The sequence below is a fragment of the Clostridium sp. N3C genome, assembly GCF_900095445.1.
GTDB lineage: Bacteria > Bacillota > Clostridia > Clostridiales > Clostridiaceae > Clostridium_AU.
In genome coordinates this window covers 15,692-38,628 of sequence record NZ_FMJL01000017.1, presented here as the reverse complement: position 1 = coordinate 38,628, position 22,937 = coordinate 15,692, and the positions used below count along the sequence as shown (strand labels likewise).

Sequence of the window (22,937 nt, the reverse complement as noted above, 5' to 3'; positions counted from 1 at the left end):
TATGCAGGAACTAAAGGATAAAGTCAAAAAACTTGGTTATGAGGAAATAAAGGATATTGATGATACTACCTTTGTAGCCAGTCACAAAGATGTATATGTATATGTAAAAAAAGTAGATGAAGAACAGTTGAAACCAGAACTAGTTACTGCCATAACATTTGAAGCGATGGCAACAGACCCTATTTCTACATATGCTTGGATTACAAACGGTACAAGCAATGCCTATGTCCTTGTGGAAGAGGAAAAGGCTATTTCAGAAATTCCATCAGTCTTTGAAGATGAGAATAAATTGTACTCAGGCAAAAGGCAACTTACTGATAGGGACAAATGGTCAATAAGAAAATATCAGGAGTTACAAGAGAAATTTGATGCGCTTCATGAAAAGATTTATGGAATTAAGGACCATGTAAATAACTCCAATGATGTAATCGATGAATTCAGTAAACTTATTTTTTTGGAGACCTTCAGGCTTTATCACCCTGAATATAGATTAACTAAGGGTAATGTAACAGGAAAACTATTTAACGAAATATATAGATACGAATATGTAGAAAAACATAAGGATAAGGCAGTCCAGGAGATAAGGGAAGCCTTTAAAGAAATAAAAGACCATGCAGATTATGTTGCTATTTTGGATAATGGGGAAAAGGCAAACATATTTAGTGCAGATGAATATATAAAACTGGAGAATCCCAATATCTATATTGCTGTTTTAGAGGCACTCCAGGATTTAGGACCGATAATAATTGACGGTGTAGAGAGACCTGCCACTTTAAGGGATTTGACAGGGGATGTATTGGGTAGGGTTTTTGATGTACTGCTTCGTGGAAAGTTTGAGAATAAAGGCGGTATGGGTATCTATCTTACCCCAAGACAGGCAACGGAAGCAGCAGCAGAGATGGTTTTGCACGACCTTACAAAAGATGGGGCAGCAAAACTAATTGCTAAAGACCTCAAAACAGGAATACCTACCCTCCGCATAGGTGATTTGTGCTGCGGCTCGGCAGGTTTTTTGATAAAAATGCTTCAGAAAATAGAACACTATCTTCTGAACAAATTGACAGGAGACAAGAAACAGTATGAGGAACTTTTTGAACAAATGAAGGAACACTGTTTTATTGGCGCGGATAATGCTCCAGGAATGGTTCTTAAGGCGAGAATCAATATGGCTCTCCATGGAGCCCCAAAATGTCCTATTTTCCAAACAAGAAATTCACTCATGAATACAAGGCTTGAGCCGGGAACCTTTGATGCCATTCTGACAAATCCTCCGTTTTCCAAAACCGGAGTTTCAAAAAAAATTAAGAAAGGTAAAACAACCGTAGAAAACCCAGAAGGTGCTGAAATTATCAAATATTATTCTTCTGACATAGATGAGGATGGACAAAACAGAATGAGTCCTTATGGCTTATCCCTCGGGTCAAAGCCAGATAGCAGAGGTAAGTGGAAAGAAGTAAATTCGGTGGACCCAGCAGTGTTATTTATTGACAGAAACCTTCAATTGCTAAAACCAGGCGGACTTCTGATGATAGTTGTACCAGATGGAATCCTTTCAAACTCCGGTGATAAATATGTCCGTGAATACATCATGGGTAAGAAAAATCCTGTAACTGGTGAATTTGAAGGTGGAAAAGCGATACTGAAAGCGGTTATAAGCCTTCCGCAGGAAACTTTTGCTCTTTCAGGAGCAGGTGCAAAAACTTCACTATTATACCTAAAGAAAAAAGAACATCCAGGAGAAAAACAGGGTCCAGTATTCATGGCAGTAGCAGATGAAGTGGGATTTACTGTAAAACAGAATGTAGAGGTACAGTTGGGCGATGACCACAATGACTTATTAAAGATTGTGGAGGCTTATAAAAAGGGTATGCCAGAGGATATGGAGTAATGGGGGTGTTTGAATGGAGAACTTATCAGTAATATCAAGGAATCCTAGCGTGGTATATATAGGCACTGAAAATATTGACGAAGATAGAATTGATGGCGAGTTCTATAATTATAAGTATTTAGAAAATGAAATAAAGTTAAAAAAATCAGGAGTAAAAATAAAAGTATTAAATGATGTCATAGAGAGAATGAACTCCCCAATAGGCTGGCAAGGGATACCTTCAACATCATATTTGCCTCATGGCTTAGGAGTACCTTTAATTAGAGTTCAAAATGTTAGTGATTTAATACTTGATGAGGAATCGCTTATAGGTGTTGAAGAAAGTATATATGATGAACAGCCAGCAATTCAAGCACAGGCAAATGATATAATTATCACACGAGTTGGTACCATTGGTAGAGTATGTAGAATACCAGAAAAGATTAATAGAATAGCAATGGGACAGAATTTAACAAGAATTAAATTAAAAGAAACATTAGTAGAAAGTGGATTTATGCTTGCCTATATGTCATCAAAATTCTGCCAAATTCAAATGGAAAGGTACGCTTATGGAGGGGTTCAGGCTTCATTAACTAATAGAAACATTAAGCAATTGCTGGTTCCCATCCCATCTCCTGAAATCCAAAAATACATAGGAGATAAGGTTAGAAAAGCAGAAGAGTTGAGAGAAGAAGCGAAAACCTTACAGAAGGAAATTGATATATTGCTAGAAGTGGACATGTTACTAAAAGAAGAAACTGATAAAGTATATAATATTTATGATTCAAAAATAAATTGGACTAACGAAATTAATATAGAAGATAGAATTGACCCAAATTTTTACCAGAAGAAGTATATATCGACAATTGAAAAATTAGGTAACAACAAGGTAAGGTTAGAAAAATATGTAAGAATAACTAAAATAAGATATCAAACAGGAAATATAAATAAATATATCGAGATAAGTAGTATTAATAATAGTTTTGGTACAATTGATGAAGTAGAAGAGTTGCGTCCTGAAGAGATTCCAACAAGCGCAAAATACCAAGTGAAAGAAGGAGATATTTTGGTATCTCTTGTTAGACCTACGAGGAAGGCAATATCAATTGTTACAAAAGAATATGATAATGCTATATGTACAGGTGGGTTTGCAGTTTTACAATCAAAGGGTAAAGTTCCAGTAGAATTTTTAACTGCTGTATTAAGAACAAATTTTGTAGGAATTCAATTTGAACGTTATTGTGCAGGTTCAACTTACCCTACTATTAATGAAGATGATGTTGTAAAAGTATTTATTCCAATGTATTCTGAAAATCAAATTAATAAAATTACAGAGAATTATAGAAGAATAATTGATAATATTTATACATCAAAAAAACTAATTGAAGAAGCCAAGCAAGATGTAGAAGACCTAATTGAGGGTAACTTTGATATGTCAAAAGTGAAGGCGAATAGTTAAAGTTTTAAGACAAAGGCAGGTGAGACCTTTGATAAATATAAATGAGTTAGTTAAAAATTTAAACAGCCTGTATGATTACGGGGAAACAAAAAACAATCTAGAATTACAATACCTTATTGACCAAAACTTTATTAGGCTCATAGAGGGCAGGCTGGTTATCACAAAAAAGTGGATTAAGTTCAGCGGAAAAGTAAGCAGAGAAGACTTTATAACATCCCTTCTCTGTTTCTATCCGCCTCTGTTACATAAGTTGCTAAAAAAAGTATACGAAGAGGCTTGTGTTATAGGTCAGAGGGGAGACGGTAAAGCCCTATATGAGTTTATAGACAGCATCCCTGATTTTGCTGAAACCATATTAAATATTAAGGATAAAGATATAGAAGAAACGGAAGAAATAAAGTCCTTTTATCAGGCTGTGTTTAATGGGTATCCTCAATATCCTTCAATCCTTACAAAACTAAAAACCATGCAGTTGGCGGAGGATACAGAGGATGTGGAGTTATCACCGATGGGTAATAATCCTAATGAGATATGGGTGCAGGGCAGGAGGATAACTTCATCTGTGAACCTCTCGAAGTTAAAGGATAAAAATAAATACACCTTTACTCCCTATGAATACAGGGATTTTTCGGTGGAAGAGAAAGTAGCGGAGGTCCTTTCTTACCCATGGAAAACATTTTTAACAATATTATCAATGGTAGCCCTTGAATACCAGACTGCTGGTTTTGAAGGTTTATCCATAAGACCTACGGACCACACCAACTACTATACAACCCAGCCTTTAGACTTTTACATTTTTAATACAAAGGGCAGGGAGATAAGGGTAGGAAGGCTTAATGATTTTGTATATGAGTTTTGCATGGAAAATGATATGTACCTTTTCCCAGATAAGGCTCCTGAAGTAGACAAGGTGGTTTTTGATATGATGGATGAGCAAAAAATTGATTTTAAAGATGGGGAATATGTCCTTAATGAAAAGTTTAAAGACCTGATATACTCAAAGGATATTATTATAAAAAACCGTTCCAGAAAGTTTAAAAGCACCCTTAAAGATTATGTAGAAAAGTTGAGGAATACATTATGATTATAAAAATAGGTACGGACAGATTTTGGGTAAAAGCATCCAATATAGAAAGATGGGCAGAAATTTTAAAATCCTTACCAAAGAAAATACCCTGCAGCAGTAAAAAAGATATAGCCAGGGATTATCTTGGCTATAAGGTTGACGAGAAAGGAAGAATTGTCAATGCTGATGAGGTATATGGCCTTTTCGGTGCAGAAAAAGATAAAGACTCTTTAACTATCGTTGGATGTAACTTTATAAAAGAAATTGAAGGAGGATATGAACTTACAGAGGGTGCCAATGAACTGGTAGAAAGATTTAAACATAATGAAGAATGGGAAAAGGTATTGGGAAGTCAATTATTAAAGTATTCCATAAGAATTAGGACCATTGCTTATGCAATGCTAAATGGAGGATATCTCTATTTTGAAAAAGGATATATGGAAAACTTCGCAAAGGCTTATATAACCCTAAATGACAAGAAGTTTTATGTTTTCAGCAGTAAGCCCGATGAAATGAACATTAATAGTTTAATGAAGGAGAATCAATCAAAGATATTAGGTGATTTCTGGAGAAAGGAACTTGATATTGGAGATGGGGAAGAAATAGAATTTAGGGGCGTTAATAAAGATTATCCTTCTTTAGGCTCCATGAGTACTTATTTAAAAATACCAATGCTGTTGTTTGACTATTTAGGTTGGATTGTTGAAAGCGAAGATGGAAGGTACATCTTAGATAAACATAAGATAAAAGAGGATGCTGGCATTGATGTATATGAAAGTTTAGTAAATGAAGCCGATGTGGATGATATAGAAATATTACATAAATTAATTAAAGAATACTCGGATGCAAGGGGATTTTTCCCAATAGGAATAGTAGGCTCCATATTGAAAAAGAAGGTTGACAGTGAAAATACTATGGCAGAAGAACAATGGATTGACCATTACTTTGTTACGGGTATAAACAAAGGAAAGTTTATAATTAAAGACCATGAGCAGGGACAGCCCAGGCACGGCAGGGGCTTGCTGGGGAAAAAAGATTATCAATTAATTAAGTTGGAGATTAGAGATTAGGAGGGATGGATATGTCTATATGGGCTCCTTTCGGTACCAGTGATTTTCCTTTAAATCAGCCAATGGTAGGGCAGAAAGAGTTTTACGAAATTTTTAAAGGCTTTACGAAGACTATGAAAAGTGCAGGGATGGCAACAATATTCCCACTCATTTCAAAGTGGGGTGTAGGTAAATCCCGTATCGGTTTCGAACTTATTTCAGAACCTCTTGGCATGGACAAAGGCTGGATTATTAATGAAGATGGCGTACAAAAGGAAGTGAGAATTTTCAAGCCGAATTTCGAAGATAAAGTTCTTCCATTATACATAAGGTATTCCCAAATGTGCCATCCTGATTTAATTGGAGATAACTGGGTGGCTTATGGCATTTATACAGCGCTGTCCTATTTAAGCAGAGAATCCGATGGAAGCATTCAAGGAAAGATTATGGAAGCCATTCAAGATGCCTTATCTCCTGTAGGGTTTGATAGAAGCATCCTTGGAGATTTACTGCAAGTAGACAGGGTAAATTTAAATGAACTGGTTATAAACAAAGAAAAATTGGATGAATTAACCCGAAAAGGAATGGAGTATGTTAAGCAATTCGGTATTGAACATTTTCTTATTGTCTGCGATGAATTAGAAACAGCGGGGGAAATTGCAAAGTATGGAATTGAAAAAGAGAAGGAACTGGTAAACAAAATAGATGGAGAAGCAATTCAGGTAATTACAAGTGCTATAAAACATGAAGACCCGAGAAAGAAATATCCAGAGGTTTCCTATCTTCTTTTGTGTTCTACAGTTATAGGAGGTAGTATCCAGGGGATAGGTGCTTTAGACAGAAGAACGGAAATGTATGAAATGCTTCAGAATTCCTTTGCAGATATATCGGATTATATCGCTTATCTTAACAAGAAGGGTATGATACCAGAGTATCCAAAAGGACTGATAGAAGCAGCCTATACCATAGCAGGAGGTAATTTTGGCTGGTTTAACGTTATTATGTATAACGTAGACCAGAAGATGGAAGACAGTTCTGTCAAAAAGGATACGGGACATATCTTTGAAACCATATTAAACTCCAGCAACCGCTTTAAAGAAAGTTTGATTGATAAACCTGCTTTTGACTATATTCAGTGTGATGATAGATTCAGGCAGACTATTAAGCATGCTCTTTTAGAGCAAATCCCTAAGAAGAAAGCAAACTATTCTTCGGAAGAAATAAATGCTATGATGGATGCAAAGGCAGAAGATGGCGAAAAGTTATTCAAAGAGTTTTACTGTGTGAAATTAGAAAAGGATGATTTGGCGGTTTACCTCAATTCTCAAGGCTACAAAAGAGAAACGGGAGATATATTTGTTAATAATTTTGGAAGCAGTTTTGATTTAGGCATACTTTTGAGAAGCCTAAAAACTTTTTCTCTCAATGTAAAAGAAAATGAGTATATTGTGGGGAAGGAAGAAGAAACATTTTTAGACCAGGTCAGGATGTTGTATCCGAAGGATGATATTGAAGAATCAGCAAGATATATCTATGGATATATCCTTGAAAAAATAGAAAAAGAAGATATAAAGGAAGCAGAATATATCGGACCAAACTTTGCCTATTTAAGCCGCCTTGATAAAAGGTATAGAGTAGAAAAAGATGATTTTGGCTATGTTCCGGATACTGAAAAAAATAGGGAGATTGAAGAACTAATAAAAGAAAGAAGCAAGAATAGAAAAGAGGAAGTAAAAAGGGTTCTTTCAGGTGCCTGCAGGGCATTGGAAATAAACTACCCAGAAGAAAGTTTCTATACTATCAATGGCGTTGAATGTGTCAGGACCAAGGTAGAAGGAGGACCATATCTTGATGTTCACGAGGACAGAATAGTAGATATTATCTGGGGTAAGGATGAAGATAGATTAAAAGATGCACTGTTAGATAGCAGACTTTTAAAAGAAGGGGTTCATCCTGTTATTGTAATCTCTGATTCTGTTATTAGTGCAGAGTACACCGATAAATTTGTAAAAGAAAAGTATGAAGGCATAGGAAAGTGCTTGATATTTGTTAATATAACCAGACTTCAAAAGGATATTTTAGAGGTCATGTCCATAGATAAGGACATATTGGATATAAGGGAGAACAGGAATGTTATTACTTCTACCTTTAGGGATAGAATCAGAAAAATTAGAGACCATTTTAACTTAAAGGTAAGAGAATGGTTTGAAAAATTAGATGAGGAAGGCTGGATATTAAGACCTATCATCTATAAGAAACATGATGAGAAACAAATAGCGCTGCTGTCAAAGGCTTATAAGCGAATGCTCATCCAAAACCTTGATTTTGAGGAACTTGGAAGCAAAAAAGATGTGAGATTGTCTGATGCAGAATATACGGAGTTAAAGAACGTTTTGAAATCAACTGCCATAGGCAGAATGAATGAGGGAAAAGGATATAAGGAAACAGGTTTATTCATTCATGAGGATGAAAATAGATACAGCATAAATATACCAGCCTGTATGAACAGAATACTGAAGTTTAATGGAAACAGCAACAAATCCATGGCTGATTACAGCAGTAAATTTTTCTTCAGCCTTATACACGAGGTAAAGCCGAAACGCATTCTAGAGCAGTGGATAGAGTTTATGATGGGGCTAAATCTTTTGCTAAAAACCAAGGACGGTTTTATTGAGAGAATATCCAATTATGAGTTGGACGGCAGGTATTCTGTAGTTAAAAAATGGCTGGAAGATGACTGCAAGAAAGAAATTGACAGCATGAAGAAGGTTATAAACGGTCCTTATTTGGATGTCCTTGAGAAGAATCAAGTACCTTATTATAAAGTTCAACTTCAAGAGGCTGAAAAAATTAAGGATAGCATTAATGTTCATAAGTTATCAGAAAAAGATGATAAGAATATGGAAAACTTCAGAGATGTTATTTCGAAGATTGAGGAATTCTTAGGAGTTTGCTACCAAGTATATGACAGTGATGGATGGAATAACATCAAAACCTATAATCCAAACATCATAAAGGATATTAAAATTGACGATAAGGAGAAGCCTTTGTGGTTTAGGGTAAGGCATATAAGATTGTTTATAGACTATATTAATACCTTAAAGGACCCAGCAGTAAAGAGCATTACGGATAAAATTGCAGAAATCAAGAAAAATTGTGAGTATGGCGGATTCATGCTTCCTATTTCTCCGATAACGAATATACTGCAAAAGTATTGTAATGAACTGGAGAACTCAACTGATTACGAAAAGATGACTATATCAGGTACAGGGACTATGGTTTCCTATATAAATACATTAGCATACAAGTTAAAAGATGGGGATTTTAGTGGAGCATATAAGCGAATTGAAGATATTCTTGATGCCTGCGGATTAGAGCCTATTGAAAACAATGAATTAAAGTGGGCTAATGATAGAGGAATAATAGGTGAGTATAAGGCTATTTATAAGAATTTTACTTCTATCATTGACTGTTATAAGAAATTACCTGAAAGCAAAAGGTGGGTTGATTATTTTTCTGATGCTCCAGAAAAATTAAGGAATCATACCGAGGTGAAGAATTTAAGCAACTGTATTAAGGAAATAGAGTTATTTGTAAACGGCGGTCTTGAACAGGAGATTGAAGATAACGAGCCAGTTATGCTGAGTAAGCCTGATGAATTTTTGGCGCTTCTTAAAAAGAGGGTAGAAGATATGCAGCAGTACGTAGGGCTCATTGAGGGCTATAAAACAAATGTAATGAATTTAGCAAGGACAAAGAAGAATGAGTTTTATGATAATTTGCTGATAAGTACCATAGATAAGATATGCAGAGTACAGGGGAAACCTCCCGTATCCGCACAAATAAATACGGAAGAGTACCCAAAAGAGGAAACTTATGCTGCCACAAAAGAAGCAATACAGAATAAAATGAATTTGCTTGCTAATGAAGGTGAATCATTCTTTAAGAACTCACCATTGGTTAAGAAAACTACCTTTAGTTTCTTTAAGCAGGTAGTAGAAAAGGATGGGGATATTAACTGGGATGACTACCTTGAGGAAAAGCGTGAGTTAGAATTAGTAAAATTGATTCGGACAAAGGTTGAGGTACTGTGATGGTTATTCAAATATTATATGAATATAAGAATAGAACAGAATACAGGCTTCTTAAGGATTTTTATGACTGCCAGGTAGCCCAGATGAATTCACTGCAAACTGGGGTCTTAGTTCTGCCTGGGATTCTATTAAGTAAACTAAACAAACAACAGTTAGACTTACTTAGCACATGGCTGGAGGATAATAAAAACCAGTTAATACTTACACCTTCCTGGACCGAAATGAATTTAAAGGAAATCCTTCACTCATCGGTAGATATAAGAATAAGTAGAACAGATGATAATTATGAGGGAATTCCGATAGGCTTTTTGATTGATACCACTGTAAAAGATGTTGTATTTCAACAAAATGGGAAGAAATTTGGGATTCATTACAGGAAGAATACGGGAACAGGTCTGATAACGGTAGTCACCCTACCGTTATTGGACTATAAAATGATTCAGTTAGAAGATAAATTAAAGGCTCTTTTTAATTCCCTGCTCCTTGCTGAGGATGCTAAACAAGGACCCTTGGTAGAAACAAAAGATTTTATATTAGATGATATTCATGTTTATTTGATTATCCTGACAGGGGCTTGTATTGACTTAAGTCAGCATCTGTCAAGTATAATTCATAAATATTTCGGAGTTTTGATTGATGAAGAAACTGCTAAGCAAGGATATCAAGACCTGATAGCAAATCAATATATTAACGAGAATGGATTGTTGAGCAAGGGTATGACTGTAGTTAAAGAAAGGAAATTGAAATCCTTTATCAATGCTGTAAAACAAAGGGGAGAAAAAGAAGATGGATGGATTTAAGGAAAATAGTACTCCAATATCCCAAAGCATAGTGGCTAATATTCAATTAGGTCTTCCAGCCACAGTTTCCAGGTTATCGTCGAAAATGCGGTTTATTGATAAAATAGCCCCTGCCCTAAAGGAAAGTGGGGTGGTTAGAAATATAGAATTAATAGCCCCTCTCACTATCAAGGCATCAGGTATTGCAGCAACCAATAGGACTTCCAGTGCATTTGGCGGGATGTTATATGTTGCTGGGGCAGTAAGACAGGACATCCTTATAGATGAAGGTTCTATTTATAAAACAAGACAGGAAAGTATCGTTGATGTAGATGAAATAGATGACTTGGATAATCAGAAAAAGTTGAAGTTTATAGATATTATCAATGTCTATAAACTCCTGTCTGACTTAATGGAAGATGATGAAAAACCTGAACTTGTTTTGGTTGATGTACCTTTAGTACTTGAGCGTTCGGATGCTCCCCTTGAAGACAGAAAGGATACTATAAAAGTTTATGATAAATGCAGGGAGACTATTAAGTTTTTCTGGGATAAATATAAGGACATGGTATACCCATTTAATGAAAATGGAATTAAAATCGCATCAGTGGGAACAAAAAGGTTTGGTGCAATTATATATGCTCTGACTGAGGATAATTTAGGCTATATTCCAGATGATGTGGACAATAGTATAGTTAAAAAGATGGAAGAACTAATGCCCAAAATTCAAGATGTAGGTATTAAAAGGCTGCTAACAGGTATTCTTGTAAAAAGAACAAGGACAGCAGCATTTCAATATGATGGCTTAAATAAGGATAATAGGCTGGAGCCTGAAACTTTACGAGATGTGGGATTAATAGGCATGCATATTAAGGCAGGGAACACTACACCGCCACTTTTGGTAGAAGTATTAGGCAGCGTAAAAGATTGGTCATCTGAAATGCTGGATAAACTGGCTTCTCAAATTATATCCCTGATTGCATTTGACCAGAAAAAAGCACTGCCACTGCCATTATGGTATGCCAAATATGCTTTAAAGCCAGTCGAGGCAACAAATAATGGGAAAAATGTAATTTTAGAATACTATAAAACAAAAGCCAGGGAGATGCTCCAAAGTGAGGCATTGGAGAGCATTTGGAAAGAAGATTTGGATGTGTTTGAAATATAGATAGAAGGAATGAGGGGTATGGGGTATAAAGAAGATTATAAGGATATAAAAGAACATGTTAAATATTTGAAACGTAGATATGGTTTTAATGGGCCACTGCATTTTACTGATTTTAAAAACCTAATTAATATTTTAACAGAAGGATATTTGTATAGCAGGAAGGATTGCCAAAGGAGAAATGTTATTTTTACTGATGGTGCAAATCATAGTGTCTTAAATAACGCAGAAGATTTTATACAGAGTTGCGTCAGATTTTATTACAGAGGAAAAACTCCAACTCTATATGACAATGAAGGTATAAAATTGAGAGAGTATTGTGATGAAATACATATACCTATTCCTGTGTATTTGTGTTTTGATGAAGAGCTTTTATATTTAGATAGTACGGAATTTACCGATGGAAACGCAACGAATTCATCAAGGGGAAATACAGCAGAATTTTTTAAAAATATGGATTGGGATGCCATTTTCCATGATACTTGGTTTGAATTTTCAGAAAGGGATTATATAATTAATAAGAGACAAGCTGAATTATTAAGTAGAGAACCAGTTTCATTAGATTATTTAAAAAAAATTATATTTAGAAGTGAAACAGATAAAAAAAGGGCTATAAACATATTTGGGTATGATGATAGATATATGGTAGATATAAATTTGTTTTCTAACAAGAACTTTAGGGAAGCAAGAATGGATTGGCAAAAAAATAATTTTATAAAAAATTATAATATGAATTTTGAATATGATAAAAATGGTCAAAAAACTGCGTTATTACTGGAAATAGAATATCAAAAACCCTGGGCTAATTATGATACAGAAGTTAAAATAAAAGATGAATATAATAATATTATTAAAAATTTTAAACGAGAAATAGTATATAAAAATCGTTTTGGAATTATATCAAATAAAAGTAGGAGTTTTACCGACATTATAATTTTCAAATTAAAAGGCGATATAAAAAAATGGCATAAAGTTGAAGTAGAAGTTAATGGAGTTTTATCGATTGAAGAATTTTTGATAAAATACGATATTATTAATTACAAAATTAATCTATTCAGAAAAAAGTTTATAATTAATCTAACTAGAAAAAAGGTAATATTATATCTTGAATTTTCAAATTATAATTTTTTGAATTATAAGCATAGATATGAAATTTTTGACAAAAAAACAATGTTGTTTATGAAAATATAATAAAACATCATAAAAATAATAAGCTAATGAGAAAAATAATACTTAATGATTATAATGAAAATTGGTATAAAATAAATTATTATATGAATGATGTTTTGTGTATTAGTGACATTATTAGAGATAAAGAATTTTAATAATATGATATTTTAAGAAAAAAGGAGAATTGAAATGTTAAAATATTTAAAAGGAACGGTTTTTAATGCTCCTGCAAAAACATTAGTTAATACTGTAAATTGTGCAGGAGTAATGGGTGCAGGAATTGCTTTAGAATTTAAATTAAGATTTCCAGAAATGTTTGAAGATTATGTAGAAAAGTGTAAAACTAAGCAGATAAAAATTGGGGTTCCGCGTATATATGAGTATTCAGAAAAACTCTGGATAATGAATTTTCCAACAAAAAAGCATTGGCGATATCCTTCAAAACTTGAGTGGATTGAACAGGGGTTAAAGTATTTTACAGAAAACTATGAAAAAAGGAATATTGAGTCTATTGCTTTTCCCAAATTAGGCACAAACAACGGTGGCTTGGATTGGGAAGAAGTAAAGATATTAATGGAACGGTATTTAAAAGATGTAAATTTACCTGTATATATTTGCTTAGACGAATTAAATGAGGCTGAAGGGATTGAAAAAATTATGGTAGATGGTTTAAATAGTTCAACTATTGAAGAATTGACTAAAAAAGTAAAACTATCAAGAAAACAAGCAGAAAATGTAATTAAGCATTTACCAATTGCTAGATTCTATTACATTTTTAAACAAGATGGAATAGGGAAAAAAACATACGAAAAGTTATTTAGTTATTTTTACACAAAGTCCAATATGATAAGTAATCAAAAAAATATAGTAAATGAAGAAAAAGAAGAACAGTTATCTTTTTCTAATATTTTTGTGTGAGGCGATGTAAATGGATAAATACATAGGTAAACTTATCGGTAACACAGGCAATCCCAATGACTTAAAGGTTGCTCTTGAAAATAGCTTTTCTGCTAAAAGAGGAGAATTTGTAAAGATAAAACATAGAGAATCGGAAGAGGATGGGGATACTTATGTTCTAGGAAGGATAGTTTCTATATCCAGAACGAACATTTTATATAATTCCAATATGGGCGAAGGGCTGTCATCGCTTGAAATACTGCCGGGGGCACAGGTTACGGGAGAAACCTTATTTGGAACAATACAACTGGTAGGCTACAGGGATAACTACGGACAAATAAAAATACCCAGAAGGCCTCTTAATCCGGGAGAAAAGGTATATGGTGTTGATTATGAGTTTTTGTCAAAGTTTTATAAGTTTGATGAGAATACAAGCATTAACATAGGTAATTTGATTGGATACGACAAGGGAAGTAATATAGTCCCTGTTTATCTCGATGTAAACAAACTGGTTACAGAACATTTGGCTGTACTGGCTATGACAGGCTCTGGTAAATCATATACTGTAGGCAGAATTATTGAAAGACTTGTAGCAGAAATGAATGGAACAGTAGTAGTTTTTGACGTTCATGGAGAATATGGAAAAGCATTTGAAAAGGGAGAGATACATTTTAATAACAATCTTGATTTTATTGAGGACGAGAAAGAGAGGGAGAGCATACTAAAAATTCAGGAGAATTTATCAAAGATGCTGAATGCTGGTGGAGGAATAAAAGTATATACTCCTCAGATGGATTCTTTTGATTATAAATATAGTGCAAAAAATCATCATTTGGCCCTGCAATTTGATAGATTTGATATGGATGATTTGTCCTCCATTCTTCCAGGTTTAACAGAAGCCCAGGAAAGAGTATTAGATGTTGCAATCAGGTATTGGAAAGCAAAATATAATAATCCGCCTCGGGATATTCAGGATTTAACATATCTCCTTTCTGACGAACAGGGGCTTGAGGAACTAAAGAATTGGGACAATTTGACTGAAGGTGAAGCCAAAGCACTCAACAATAGAAGTGCAGCAGTGGCTTCCATGAAATTAACCCGAGTGATAAATGAGGCGAAGAGTTTTTACACAAGGGCTATCGGTGAGCCGACAGATATTTATGAGATGATTGGAGAAAAGGGAAATAATGTGGGAAGACTTGTAATTATAGACTTGCAAGGCTTATCTGATGATGCTAAACAAATTATAACAGCACTAATATCCAGTGAGATTATGAGGGCAGCATCGGATAAGAAAAGACAGATAAGGCCCTGTTTCCTTGTTTATGAAGAAGGGCATAATTTTGCACCAGCAGGCATCCCAAGTATATCTAAAAAAATTATTAAGAAGATTGCAGCAGAAGGAAGAAAGTTTGGTACTGGCTTTGCGATTATTTCTCAAAGACCGTCAAAATTGGACCCTGATGTCACATCGCAATGTAATACAATAATTACAATGAGATTAAAGAATCCAGATGACCAGAGGTTTATAGCAAGAACGTCAGATATGTTTTCATCATCTGATATTGAAGAATTGCCATCTTTATCAACGGGAGAAGCGTTGATAAATGGTAGGTCAATACCTGCGCCACTGTTAGTAAAAGTTGGGACAAAAGCGCTTATACATGGTGGAGAATCCCCTGAGGTTATTAAGGAGTGGGGTACATTTAATGGATAGGGAAAAGATAATTGATTTTATAAAGGAAGAGTTTAAAACAGGAAATATTAGGAACAAATTGTTTCCCATGATGACACAATTTGGTATAAGGGACTATTCAGAAACTGTTCATACTGTTGGCCTTAATTATGTAACTGCTATAGGGAGATATATAGAAGGAGTCACTTCCCTTTCCGAATGTCCTGTATATCCGTATCCGAAAACAGGTCATTATGGGCAAATGGTTGCAGAAAGCCAAGCCAATTACGAAGTTAAGGTTAATGAGGTAAGGCCAGATTCTATTTGGTACTCAAAAGAAGATAATAGCCCCATATTGATTTGTGAATTTGAAAGATATGAAAAGAATAGAAGAAAAGACTTAAAAGTCAAAGAGAAAATAGAGAACTTGCTTATTGCTTATCATCAATTGGGCGGGAATGTACCTATTATATTGTTTGTATATTGGAGTTATGCTGGGGAAAATCCAGGGGATATTGGAGAATATATATCAATACTGGATAATGGCTTTAAGAAAAATGATGGTACCTATGTACAAGGAATAAATGCTTTAAAAACCACCTATCTGGTTTATCGTTGTGTTGCTTCAGGAAATATTGATAATTTAACACTAAATCAATGGGTAGAGGTAGGTTAATTATGAAGAAAAAAGCAGTTAATTTTCATCCGCAAGTAGATTTGAATATAGGTGCTAATTATTTATTGAAAGAGTTTATTGATGAAGGTTCCTTTGGTTATGTATGGAAAGCAGTAAACCTTGAAAGCAGACAAACAGTGGCACTTAAAATACCCAAGGACCAGGAACGGGGAGACAACACCTTATCGGAAGGAAAAGAATTCATAGGAAATCATCACCCAAATGTAATTTCTATATACTGGATGGGACGTGTAGATGGAGTTTTTCTAATTGAAATGGAGTACTTTAACGGGCATAAACTATCAGACGAGTTATGTGAAACGGGATTTAAGAGTCCCAGAACATTTGATGAAATATACAACTTATTTTTTCAAATATTGGATGGTATAGAATATATACATTCAAAGCATATTTGCCACGGGGATATAAAGCCTCAGAATATTCTAACGGATGGGAAAATAGCCAAAATAACCGATTTCGGTACAAGTAAACTGATTGAAGATTTATTTATAAAAACAATTGATGGTGAAGGCACCTGGGCTTATATGGCCCCAGAAGTGGCTGGGTCAAACCGCAGGTATCTTAACTCGGATATATATGCATTAGGAGTGCTTTTATACAAGTTTTTAACTGGCAGGACTCCTCATGAAACTGCTAATCAACTTATAAATAATATGCCTTATCCAAGGCCAAGAGAGATAAATGATAATATACCTGAATCGGTTGAGAGAATTATCATGAAATTACTTAAAAGAAACCCTGAAGAAAGGTATCAGAATGTTGGGGAAGTAAAAAGGGATTTCGAAGAGGTATTAAGAAAAGGAAATAACAATATTATTTCTTACAATGAGAGAGTTGAAGTAAGATATGAGGATACTGATTGGATAGAAAGAGTAATCCGATACTATAAGAATAAGGAATTTGATAAGGCAGAATTACTGCTAAAAACGGAGTATGAGAATGGAAATAAATCTGCTGACATATTGTATCACATTGCTTATACATATTTTCAGCAGGGAAGATATTTTGAAAGCATGGATGTATTAAACGGTATAGATATTAAAGAGATAGAGGATGTCAGAAGAGAGGCTTTAGAAGATAATCTTCTATACTTAAAAGGAAAATTATTTTTTGAACTAAAAAGATATGAGGAAGCAGTCAAAGTCTATGAAAAACTTGTATCAAGAAATCCAGACGACTTGAACTATAGATATAAATTGGCATGTGCCTATGGCTTAAATAATGAACAGGAAAAATCCATAGAGATTCTGGAGGATATTAATAAAAAGACTCCTGGAATGCTCTATATAGTAAAGAAACTTGGTCACGCATACGACCAGAGAAAAGACTTTAAAAAGGCAAGGGCTTATTTTAATTATGCCATACGTTTGGACCCGAATGATACGCTGATTAGGAACAGATTGGAGGAATATAGTAAGTATTTAAGTTATCTTGGGTATTAGGGTGAGTTATTTTGATTTGATAGAAACCAAGTTTCATAAATATATAAGAAAATCTTTAAAGTGTGAATTAGGTTAGTAGTATTAAAAAAATAATATTGGGGTGATGAGCATGAATACAGTTTTTAAAAAGGAAATTGAGGATATAAGTGCTTCATACGATTTGCTGGAGGACAGTTTAGAAAATCTCAAAAATAAAATTCTGCAAGAGTATATACCTGATTGCAGTAAGAATGGTCAAGTTGAAGAAATACAAAACACATTACAAGTGCTAAAGCAGGTTGAAAGCCATATGAATGAACTTGCTAAGTTGCGAAATTCTTATAATCAAGTATTTGGAAGTTATATTTGTAGCAATAATGAAGAGGATACCGAAGAAATTGAAGAGGAAAACGAAAAAGACATAAAAGATGTGGCAGATAGAACAACATGGAAGAGAGAAAATGAGAATATAAGGATTGAAACGGTAAGACCTGACAAAAGCAGCAGTTACCCTAATATTATTCCAGTACATATCTTTGAAGAAATTGTCAGAACCATCATCGACCAATTTGTTCGATATAATAAGGACTATATAAAGACATCTACAATATCTTCACTATTGAATGATAAAATTATGCAGGAAACAAATTATAAAAAGTCTCCTAAAACCTTGGTTTATAGTGTTATTAAAATTCTTATAAAAGAAGATATATTAGAAAATAAAGAGAATTATAAGCGAGTATATGTTTTAAAGAAAAGTCCTGAATACATATTGAAGTGGTTAAAGAATATTTAATAGTATGGGCAAGATTATAAGAGTTATATTAAGGTGCCTGGGATATGATTAAATATGTGTGCAGGGTAGTATGACTATTATATTATTATAAAATGAATTACGGTGAGATAACAGTATGATTTCTGCTTCTATAGAAAATTTTATCAGGATGTTTTATTGGGATATTATCACCAGAATGTACGGCAACTCTCATAGTTCCATTATTGGGCTTTTGTCAAGTGAATGGATTAAAAAGTCCTCTAACCATTCTGTGTTAGATGGTGCCCCATCTCCTTTTGTCGGCAAAGGAAGAAAAGGGCAAAAAAAAGCAGATATTCTATTATGCAAAGGTGATAAACCTTTTATAGTAGTTGAGGTTGAAACGATAGTGTCTAAATATTTGGAGAAGATAGATTCAATTGCTGCATATATGGATAATACAAAAGATTATGCTGGGGTTGCTTTTGGCCTATTGGTTATGCTCAATTATACAAATGGTGCAGACAAGTATAAGCATAATTGGCATGATGCAAAAGAATATGCCATAAGTAAAGATATCCCGATTGCATTTATTTTCATTGAAAAGAGAAAGGCAGATTTGGGGGATACTGTTTTGGACCGTTTAAAAAGAAGAAATGAATATTACCCGTGGGAGACTAGTAGCATTGATTATTGGGTTTATGGAAGTGATAGAAAGATAATTGAAGGGAACTTGTTAAAAAGAAGTAATGTTAATTAACTGCATAACTGAGCAAAGAGGAGAACTAGGGGAATGTTAGGAATGGAGTATTAGTTTTAACTGATTATTGATAATGATTGTAAAATCATAATTCAAGAACTATGCTTAGAGTAAAGTTTTGAAAAACAACAATATAATGAAAGGGGATAAAAATGTCAAAAGAGCACCCTTCGGTATTTATCAGTTATAGTTGGGATAGTGAGGAACACGAAAACTGGGTAACAGTTTTAGCGGCTAAATTAAGGGAAAACGGTGTTGATGCAACGATTGATAAATTTGAAACACAAAGCAAGACTGTTAACTTGAATAGGATGATGGTAGAAAAAATAAAAAATAGTGATAATATCTTACTTATTCTTACTGAAAACTATGCTAAGAAAGCAGACACCTTCCAGGGCGGAGTTGGCTATGAGACAAATTTATTAATACGATATATAAAAGATAATCCAGATAAGATAATTCTAATAATGAGGCATAAGGGAGACTATAGAAAGGCTGTTCCATTTTATTTGGAAGGGTTTCATTTTATTGACTTTTCACATGATGACCAATTTGATATTAAGTTTGATGAATTACTGCACAGAATTTATCAAGTAGATGTAATTGATGTACCAAAGGTAGGAGCCAAACCCAAATTGAAATCAAAGAAAATTATTTATGATAGGACAGTAAACGAAATTACTAATATAATTCCCAATTTTAAAGAAATAACGGATTTGGATAAAAACAAATTTATGAAACAAAGTTATTCTAAAATATTATCGCTTTTATCAGACTTTGCGGAGCAGACCAAACATAAGAATAATAATTTTGATTACGATAAAGATATTGTACATAATCAAAAGACTATAATGAGATTTTATATTAACGGTATGGAAAAATATGCGGTTAAAATATGGCTGGGGAATTTGCTCGGTGGTGCAAGTCAAAGCATTTATTTGTCATACGGGAGATTTAGTATTGATAGCGATAATTCGTTTAATGATGTAATTGAATGTGAAGTAACTAAAACTAAAGATTTAAAATTAAAAATGACAATGAATTTTATGACGGGAAATAATGCTAGCGATGCATATGGAATTGCCGTTGAAATATGGAAACAAATTGTTCAATATTTAAACCATTAACTCATAAAAAATGAGGTGATTTAAGATGAATGTAGATTTTAAAGAAATTAAGGATTACTTTTATAACAACCGTTACAGCAATAATATTGCCCGTAAATATGCAGGCATGTTTGAAAAAGTTTCACAAGTAATTGATGAGGATGATATATTATATTTTTATCCAAAATACTTATTTGTTGATGAACAGACTTTACAATTATATTTTATCTTAAAAAACAACAAATTTATTAAAGTTTGGATTAATGGTGATAAGCATATAGTTATAGAATATTTTAATATTAACAGAATTAAGAGTGTTACTTATGAATGTCCTTTAGATGATTATGGCGACTATAGGTTAACTTTGCTTTTTGAAGAAAATGTAGAAGAAATTACATTTATCAGTAAAGAGGATACAAATGAGGGTTGGAAATATAAATTTGATAAAGCAATACGCAGTATTGCAAAATATTTTGCACAAATAAATAATCATAGATACTGAGTTTAAAGGAAGTGTATTTCATGGATAGATATGAACGGATACTCGGAGGGCTTTTTGGTGTTGCCTGTGGAGATGCCCTTGGCGGAACGCTGGAATTCATGTCAAAGGATGAGATTGAAAGGAAATATGGATATTTAAAAGATATTATCGGTGGAGGCTGTTGGGATTTAGAACCTGGGGAAGTAACGGATGATACAATGATGACTATTGCTGTGGCAGAAGGCATCCTGGACAACCCAGAGAATCCTGTCGAAGATATCGGAAAACACTTTATTAAATGGTATGATAGTAAACCAAAGGATATCGGCAACATTATCCGAATTGCACTTGGTGAGTATAAACGAAGCAATGACTGGATGAAAACTGCCTACTATGCTCATCAGACAACAGGTGGAATGAGTGCTGGAAATGGTTCACTTATGAGGTGCTTACCGGTTGCATTATATTATAATGATGTTGAAAAAATGCTGGAGATAACTGCTTCACAAAGTGTTCTTACCCATTATGACCAAAAAGCAACGGATGCCTGCCAGTTTTATAATCTGTTAGTTTATGATTATCTAAATGATAAGCCTAAAGTACCTGCTATAAGAGAACATATTGAAAAGTATCCAGAGTATAAGCAGGTATTTCAGGTATCAAAAGAAGAATTGAAGCCAACGGGATATGTGTTTGATACTTTGATATGTGCATTATGGTGTTTTATTAACACTTCTACCTTTGAGGATGCTGTATGTGAAGCAGCCAACCTTGGAGGAGATGCGGACACTATAGCCGCAATTACCGGCGGAATGGCTGGCGTGTACTATGGCTATAACGCTATCCCTGACAGGTGGAAGGAAAAGATATTGGTAAAAGAGCAGTTGATTTCAATCGCACAGCGGATTTTTAAAGGTTAATTTTGAAAGTGGTAGTAAGGGTATTGGATATTCGGCTTACGAAGAGATAAAAATAAAGAAACAAGTCAGTTCTATCAATTTATATATCTTGATAGAACTGACTTGTTCGCTATTAATAAGTATGGGTTCTTTCAAATTTTATTTTACCATTTGGAAGAACGTACTTATATACAATATCCCAAGAACATTCCTCATCAGGGTCATTGCATTTTTCCATCCACTTACTGACAAGGACAGGTTTGTTAGTTTTTTTAGCCTGTGAAATTTGCTCAAAAGTAGGTTTAATTCTGCTTTTCATCTGTTCTTGTTTCAGAGTATTTTCCCTTAATAACTGTGATTCAATAATTTTAATAATTGCTTCTTTTTGATATTTTTTAAGACTAGAATTTTCACATAGTTTCCTTATATCAACAACTTCTTGGTCATATTCTAATCCTGTTTCCTCATCATATCCAAATTTATGCAGTTCATTGCAATAAGGGCAGTACCAGTAGTCAGTTTTATAATTTATTGGAACAGGAAAGTTCTCTGCAAACACATCATCTTCAGGCTGGATATTAAGAACATAGTATGTTTCAAAACAAGGGAGAAATATTTTTTCTTCCATTTTGGATAAATAGTCGCTATCTGATAGAAAAACAACAATTCCTCTATTATGACATTTTTTACATATTTCTTCATGGAGTAAACTATTGACGATAAAGTAGTTGGCTGTACCCATCAAATTGACCATAGGTTTAGAGAGAACTCCGCTATTAAGTGCACTAATTATTTCATTTCTTCTGAATTGAATTTCTAGCCAGAATAATTCTGGAGGCAACTTACCGTTTAATCCTTTTGATGTTATAAAATTCTTCCATAGTTCCTCTGACCTTTTCTCAATACGTTCTTCATAATTATTACTGTTATACATTTTTTTATTAATGTTATACATATTTCATTCTCCTTTCAAATTTTTATTTTGAATATAATAAAGGAGTTGCTTTGTATGTGTTTAAGCAACTCCAAACAAACATTTATCAACTACTTTTCTTAGGTATTTTTGCTACACATGTGGAATACGACCAAAGTGTTTTAACGTCAAATCTATAAAGACTAAGTATCCAGTCTGAATATTTTTTACTACAATCGCCTGTCGAAAGCATTTTTTTCCATGAATTTAACCATTTTGCCTGTAATTCAGGCGGGATGGAAATAAGTCTTTGGCATTGTAAGATATTGTTGTTAGATTCAACTCCGAAAATGTGTAGAATGTTACTTTTTGTGTATAATGAAATATCGTTTTTCCTATCTTTGTATAAGGTTGGGTCAAAAACAATTTCAAAGGTTAAGGCATTCATGCCTAATCGTATAAGTGTAAGCAAGAAACCTGTATCATTATCTTCAAATATCCTGAATTCAATCTTACCTCTTTTTATTGACTCGATTTCTTTTGGAAGCATTCCAGATAAAAATATTGGTAATAAATAAGACCCTTCTTTAGAAACTTCTAAAACGGCACCATCTCTCTTAGGACGGTTTTTGAATAATGGAAACTCATAACCTACAACAAATTCATTAAGCATATATATTCTCCT

Annotated in this window: 19 protein-coding genes; 17 read left to right on the top strand and 2 right to left on the bottom strand. The window is 33.7% G+C overall.

Annotation, left to right across the window (positions count from 1 at the left end):
- The first annotated feature begins 1 nt into the window (after position 1).
- From N3C_RS07065 to N3C_RS06985, 17 genes are all read left to right on the top strand, one after another.
- Complete coding sequence (locus N3C_RS07065) at positions 2–1,888, top strand: N-6 DNA methylase (RefSeq protein WP_074365354.1); 1,887 nt, start codon at positions 2–4, stop codon at positions 1,886–1,888.
- Positions 1,889–1,901: 13 nt separating this feature from the next.
- Positions 1,902–3,326, top strand: a complete 1,425-nt coding sequence (locus N3C_RS07060) for a restriction endonuclease subunit S (protein ID WP_074365353.1) — start codon at positions 1,902–1,904, stop codon at positions 3,324–3,326.
- 28 nt (positions 3,327–3,354) lie between these two features.
- Positions 3,355–4,410, top strand: coding sequence for a hypothetical protein (locus N3C_RS07055; RefSeq protein WP_074365352.1), 1,056 nt, complete (start codon positions 3,355–3,357; stop codon positions 4,408–4,410).
- Entirely contained in the window at positions 4,407–5,462 is a 1,056-nt protein-coding gene (locus N3C_RS07050; RefSeq protein WP_074365351.1) for a hypothetical protein, read from the top strand. Before N3C_RS07055 ends, N3C_RS07050 begins: the two co-directional genes overlap by 4 nt.
- Before the next feature lie 11 nt (positions 5,463–5,473).
- Entirely contained in the window at positions 5,474–9,535 is a 4,062-nt protein-coding gene (locus tag N3C_RS07045) for a hypothetical protein (protein WP_074365350.1), read from the top strand.
- Positions 9,535–10,335: a hypothetical protein gene (locus N3C_RS07040; RefSeq protein ID WP_074365349.1), complete on the top strand. Its 801-nt coding sequence runs from the start codon at positions 9,535–9,537 to the stop codon at positions 10,333–10,335. The genes N3C_RS07045 and N3C_RS07040 overlap by 1 nt, the downstream gene beginning before the upstream one ends.
- Complete coding sequence (locus N3C_RS07035; RefSeq protein WP_074365348.1) at positions 10,322–11,482, top strand: hypothetical protein; 1,161 nt, start codon at positions 10,322–10,324, stop codon at positions 11,480–11,482. The genes N3C_RS07040 and N3C_RS07035 overlap by 14 nt, the downstream gene beginning before the upstream one ends.
- Before the next feature lie 18 nt (positions 11,483–11,500).
- Positions 11,501–12,670 carry a DarT ssDNA thymidine ADP-ribosyltransferase family protein gene (locus N3C_RS07030; RefSeq protein ID WP_074365347.1) on the top strand — a complete coding sequence of 390 codons (1,170 nt, stop codon included), beginning with the start codon at positions 11,501–11,503 and terminating at the stop codon, positions 12,668–12,670.
- Between the two features lie 168 nt (positions 12,671–12,838).
- Entirely contained in the window at positions 12,839–13,567 is a 729-nt protein-coding gene (locus N3C_RS07025) for a macro domain-containing protein (protein WP_074365346.1), read from the top strand.
- Positions 13,568–13,577: 10 nt separating this feature from the next.
- Positions 13,578–15,263 (top strand): helicase HerA domain-containing protein, encoded by a 1,686-nt coding sequence (locus N3C_RS07020; RefSeq protein ID WP_074365345.1) that lies wholly within the window; start codon positions 13,578–13,580, stop codon positions 15,261–15,263.
- The gene (locus N3C_RS07015; RefSeq protein ID WP_069195192.1) at positions 15,256–15,897 is read left to right on the top strand and encodes a hypothetical protein; all 642 of its coding nucleotides are present in this window, start codon (positions 15,256–15,258) and stop codon (positions 15,895–15,897) included. The genes N3C_RS07020 and N3C_RS07015 overlap by 8 nt, the downstream gene beginning before the upstream one ends.
- 2 nt (positions 15,898–15,899) lie before the next feature.
- Positions 15,900–17,360 (top strand): serine/threonine-protein kinase, encoded by a 1,461-nt coding sequence (locus N3C_RS07010; RefSeq protein ID WP_074365344.1) that lies wholly within the window; start codon positions 15,900–15,902, stop codon positions 17,358–17,360.
- Between the two features lie 109 nt (positions 17,361–17,469).
- Positions 17,470–18,135, top strand: a complete 666-nt coding sequence (locus tag N3C_RS07005) for a hypothetical protein (RefSeq protein WP_074365343.1) — start codon at positions 17,470–17,472, stop codon at positions 18,133–18,135.
- 115 nt (positions 18,136–18,250) lie between these two features.
- Entirely contained in the window at positions 18,251–18,853 is a 603-nt protein-coding gene (locus N3C_RS07000) for a hypothetical protein (protein WP_074365342.1), read from the top strand.
- A gap of 152 nt (positions 18,854–19,005) precedes the next feature.
- The gene (locus tag N3C_RS06995; RefSeq protein WP_074365341.1) at positions 19,006–19,980 is read left to right on the top strand and encodes a toll/interleukin-1 receptor domain-containing protein; all 975 of its coding nucleotides are present in this window, start codon (positions 19,006–19,008) and stop codon (positions 19,978–19,980) included.
- 25 nt (positions 19,981–20,005) lie between these two features.
- Positions 20,006–20,461: a DUF3908 family protein gene (locus tag N3C_RS06990; RefSeq protein ID WP_074365340.1), complete on the top strand. Its 456-nt coding sequence runs from the start codon at positions 20,006–20,008 to the stop codon at positions 20,459–20,461.
- Positions 20,462–20,481: 20 nt separating this feature from the next.
- Positions 20,482–21,360, top strand: a complete 879-nt coding sequence (locus N3C_RS06985; RefSeq protein WP_074365339.1) for an ADP-ribosylglycohydrolase family protein — start codon at positions 20,482–20,484, stop codon at positions 21,358–21,360.
- Positions 21,361–21,472: 112 nt separating this feature from the next.
- Here the strand turns inward: N3C_RS06985 and N3C_RS06980 are convergent, their stop codons facing one another.
- Complete coding sequence (locus tag N3C_RS06980) at positions 21,473–22,294, bottom strand: hypothetical protein (RefSeq protein WP_074365338.1); 822 nt, start codon at positions 22,292–22,294, stop codon at positions 21,473–21,475.
- An 85-nt stretch (positions 22,295–22,379) separates the two neighbouring features.
- On the bottom strand, positions 22,380–22,925 hold the full coding sequence (locus N3C_RS06975; RefSeq protein ID WP_074365337.1) for a hypothetical protein: 546 nt from the start codon (positions 22,923–22,925) through the stop codon (positions 22,380–22,382).
- Positions 22,926–22,937: the final 12 nt, after the last annotated feature.

What these genes read in the sequence shown, in the direction of transcription:
- N3C_RS07025 (WP_074365346.1), top strand. Translation starts at nt 12,839, where the DNA reads ATGTTAAAATATTTAAAAGGAACGGTTTTTAATGCTCCTGCAAAAACA.
- N3C_RS06995 (WP_074365341.1), top strand. Translation starts at nt 19,006, where the DNA reads ATGTCAAAAGAGCACCCTTCGGTATTTATCAGTTATAGTTGGGATAGT.
- N3C_RS07020 (WP_074365345.1), top strand. Translation starts at nt 13,578, where the DNA reads ATGGATAAATACATAGGTAAACTTATCGGTAACACAGGCAATCCCAAT.
- N3C_RS07030 (WP_074365347.1), top strand. Translation starts at nt 11,501, where the DNA reads ATGGGGTATAAAGAAGATTATAAGGATATAAAAGAACATGTTAAATAT.
- N3C_RS07035 (WP_074365348.1), top strand. Translation starts at nt 10,322, where the DNA reads ATGGATGGATTTAAGGAAAATAGTACTCCAATATCCCAAAGCATAGTG.
- N3C_RS06985 (WP_074365339.1), top strand. Translation starts at nt 20,482, where the DNA reads ATGGATAGATATGAACGGATACTCGGAGGGCTTTTTGGTGTTGCCTGT.
- N3C_RS07045 (WP_074365350.1), top strand. Translation starts at nt 5,474, where the DNA reads ATGTCTATATGGGCTCCTTTCGGTACCAGTGATTTTCCTTTAAATCAG.
- N3C_RS06990 (WP_074365340.1), top strand. Translation starts at nt 20,006, where the DNA reads ATGAATGTAGATTTTAAAGAAATTAAGGATTACTTTTATAACAACCGT.
- N3C_RS07060 (WP_074365353.1), top strand. Translation starts at nt 1,902, where the DNA reads ATGGAGAACTTATCAGTAATATCAAGGAATCCTAGCGTGGTATATATA.
- N3C_RS07010 (WP_074365344.1), top strand. Translation starts at nt 15,900, where the DNA reads ATGAAGAAAAAAGCAGTTAATTTTCATCCGCAAGTAGATTTGAATATA.
- N3C_RS07015 (WP_069195192.1), top strand. Translation starts at nt 15,256, where the DNA reads ATGGATAGGGAAAAGATAATTGATTTTATAAAGGAAGAGTTTAAAACA.
- N3C_RS07050 (WP_074365351.1), top strand. Translation starts at nt 4,407, where the DNA reads ATGATTATAAAAATAGGTACGGACAGATTTTGGGTAAAAGCATCCAAT.
- N3C_RS07040 (WP_074365349.1), top strand. Translation starts at nt 9,535, where the DNA reads ATGGTTATTCAAATATTATATGAATATAAGAATAGAACAGAATACAGG.
- N3C_RS07000 (WP_074365342.1), top strand. Translation starts at nt 18,251, where the DNA reads ATGATTTCTGCTTCTATAGAAAATTTTATCAGGATGTTTTATTGGGAT.
- N3C_RS07005 (WP_074365343.1), top strand. Translation starts at nt 17,470, where the DNA reads ATGAATACAGTTTTTAAAAAGGAAATTGAGGATATAAGTGCTTCATAC.
- N3C_RS07065 (WP_074365354.1), top strand. Translation starts at nt 2, where the DNA reads ATGCAGGAACTAAAGGATAAAGTCAAAAAACTTGGTTATGAGGAAATA.
- N3C_RS06980 (WP_074365338.1), bottom strand. Translation starts at nt 22,294, where the DNA reads ATGTATAACATTAATAAAAAAATGTATAACAGTAATAATTATGAAGAA.
- N3C_RS06975 (WP_074365337.1), bottom strand. Translation starts at nt 22,925, where the DNA reads ATGCTTAATGAATTTGTTGTAGGTTATGAGTTTCCATTATTCAAAAAC.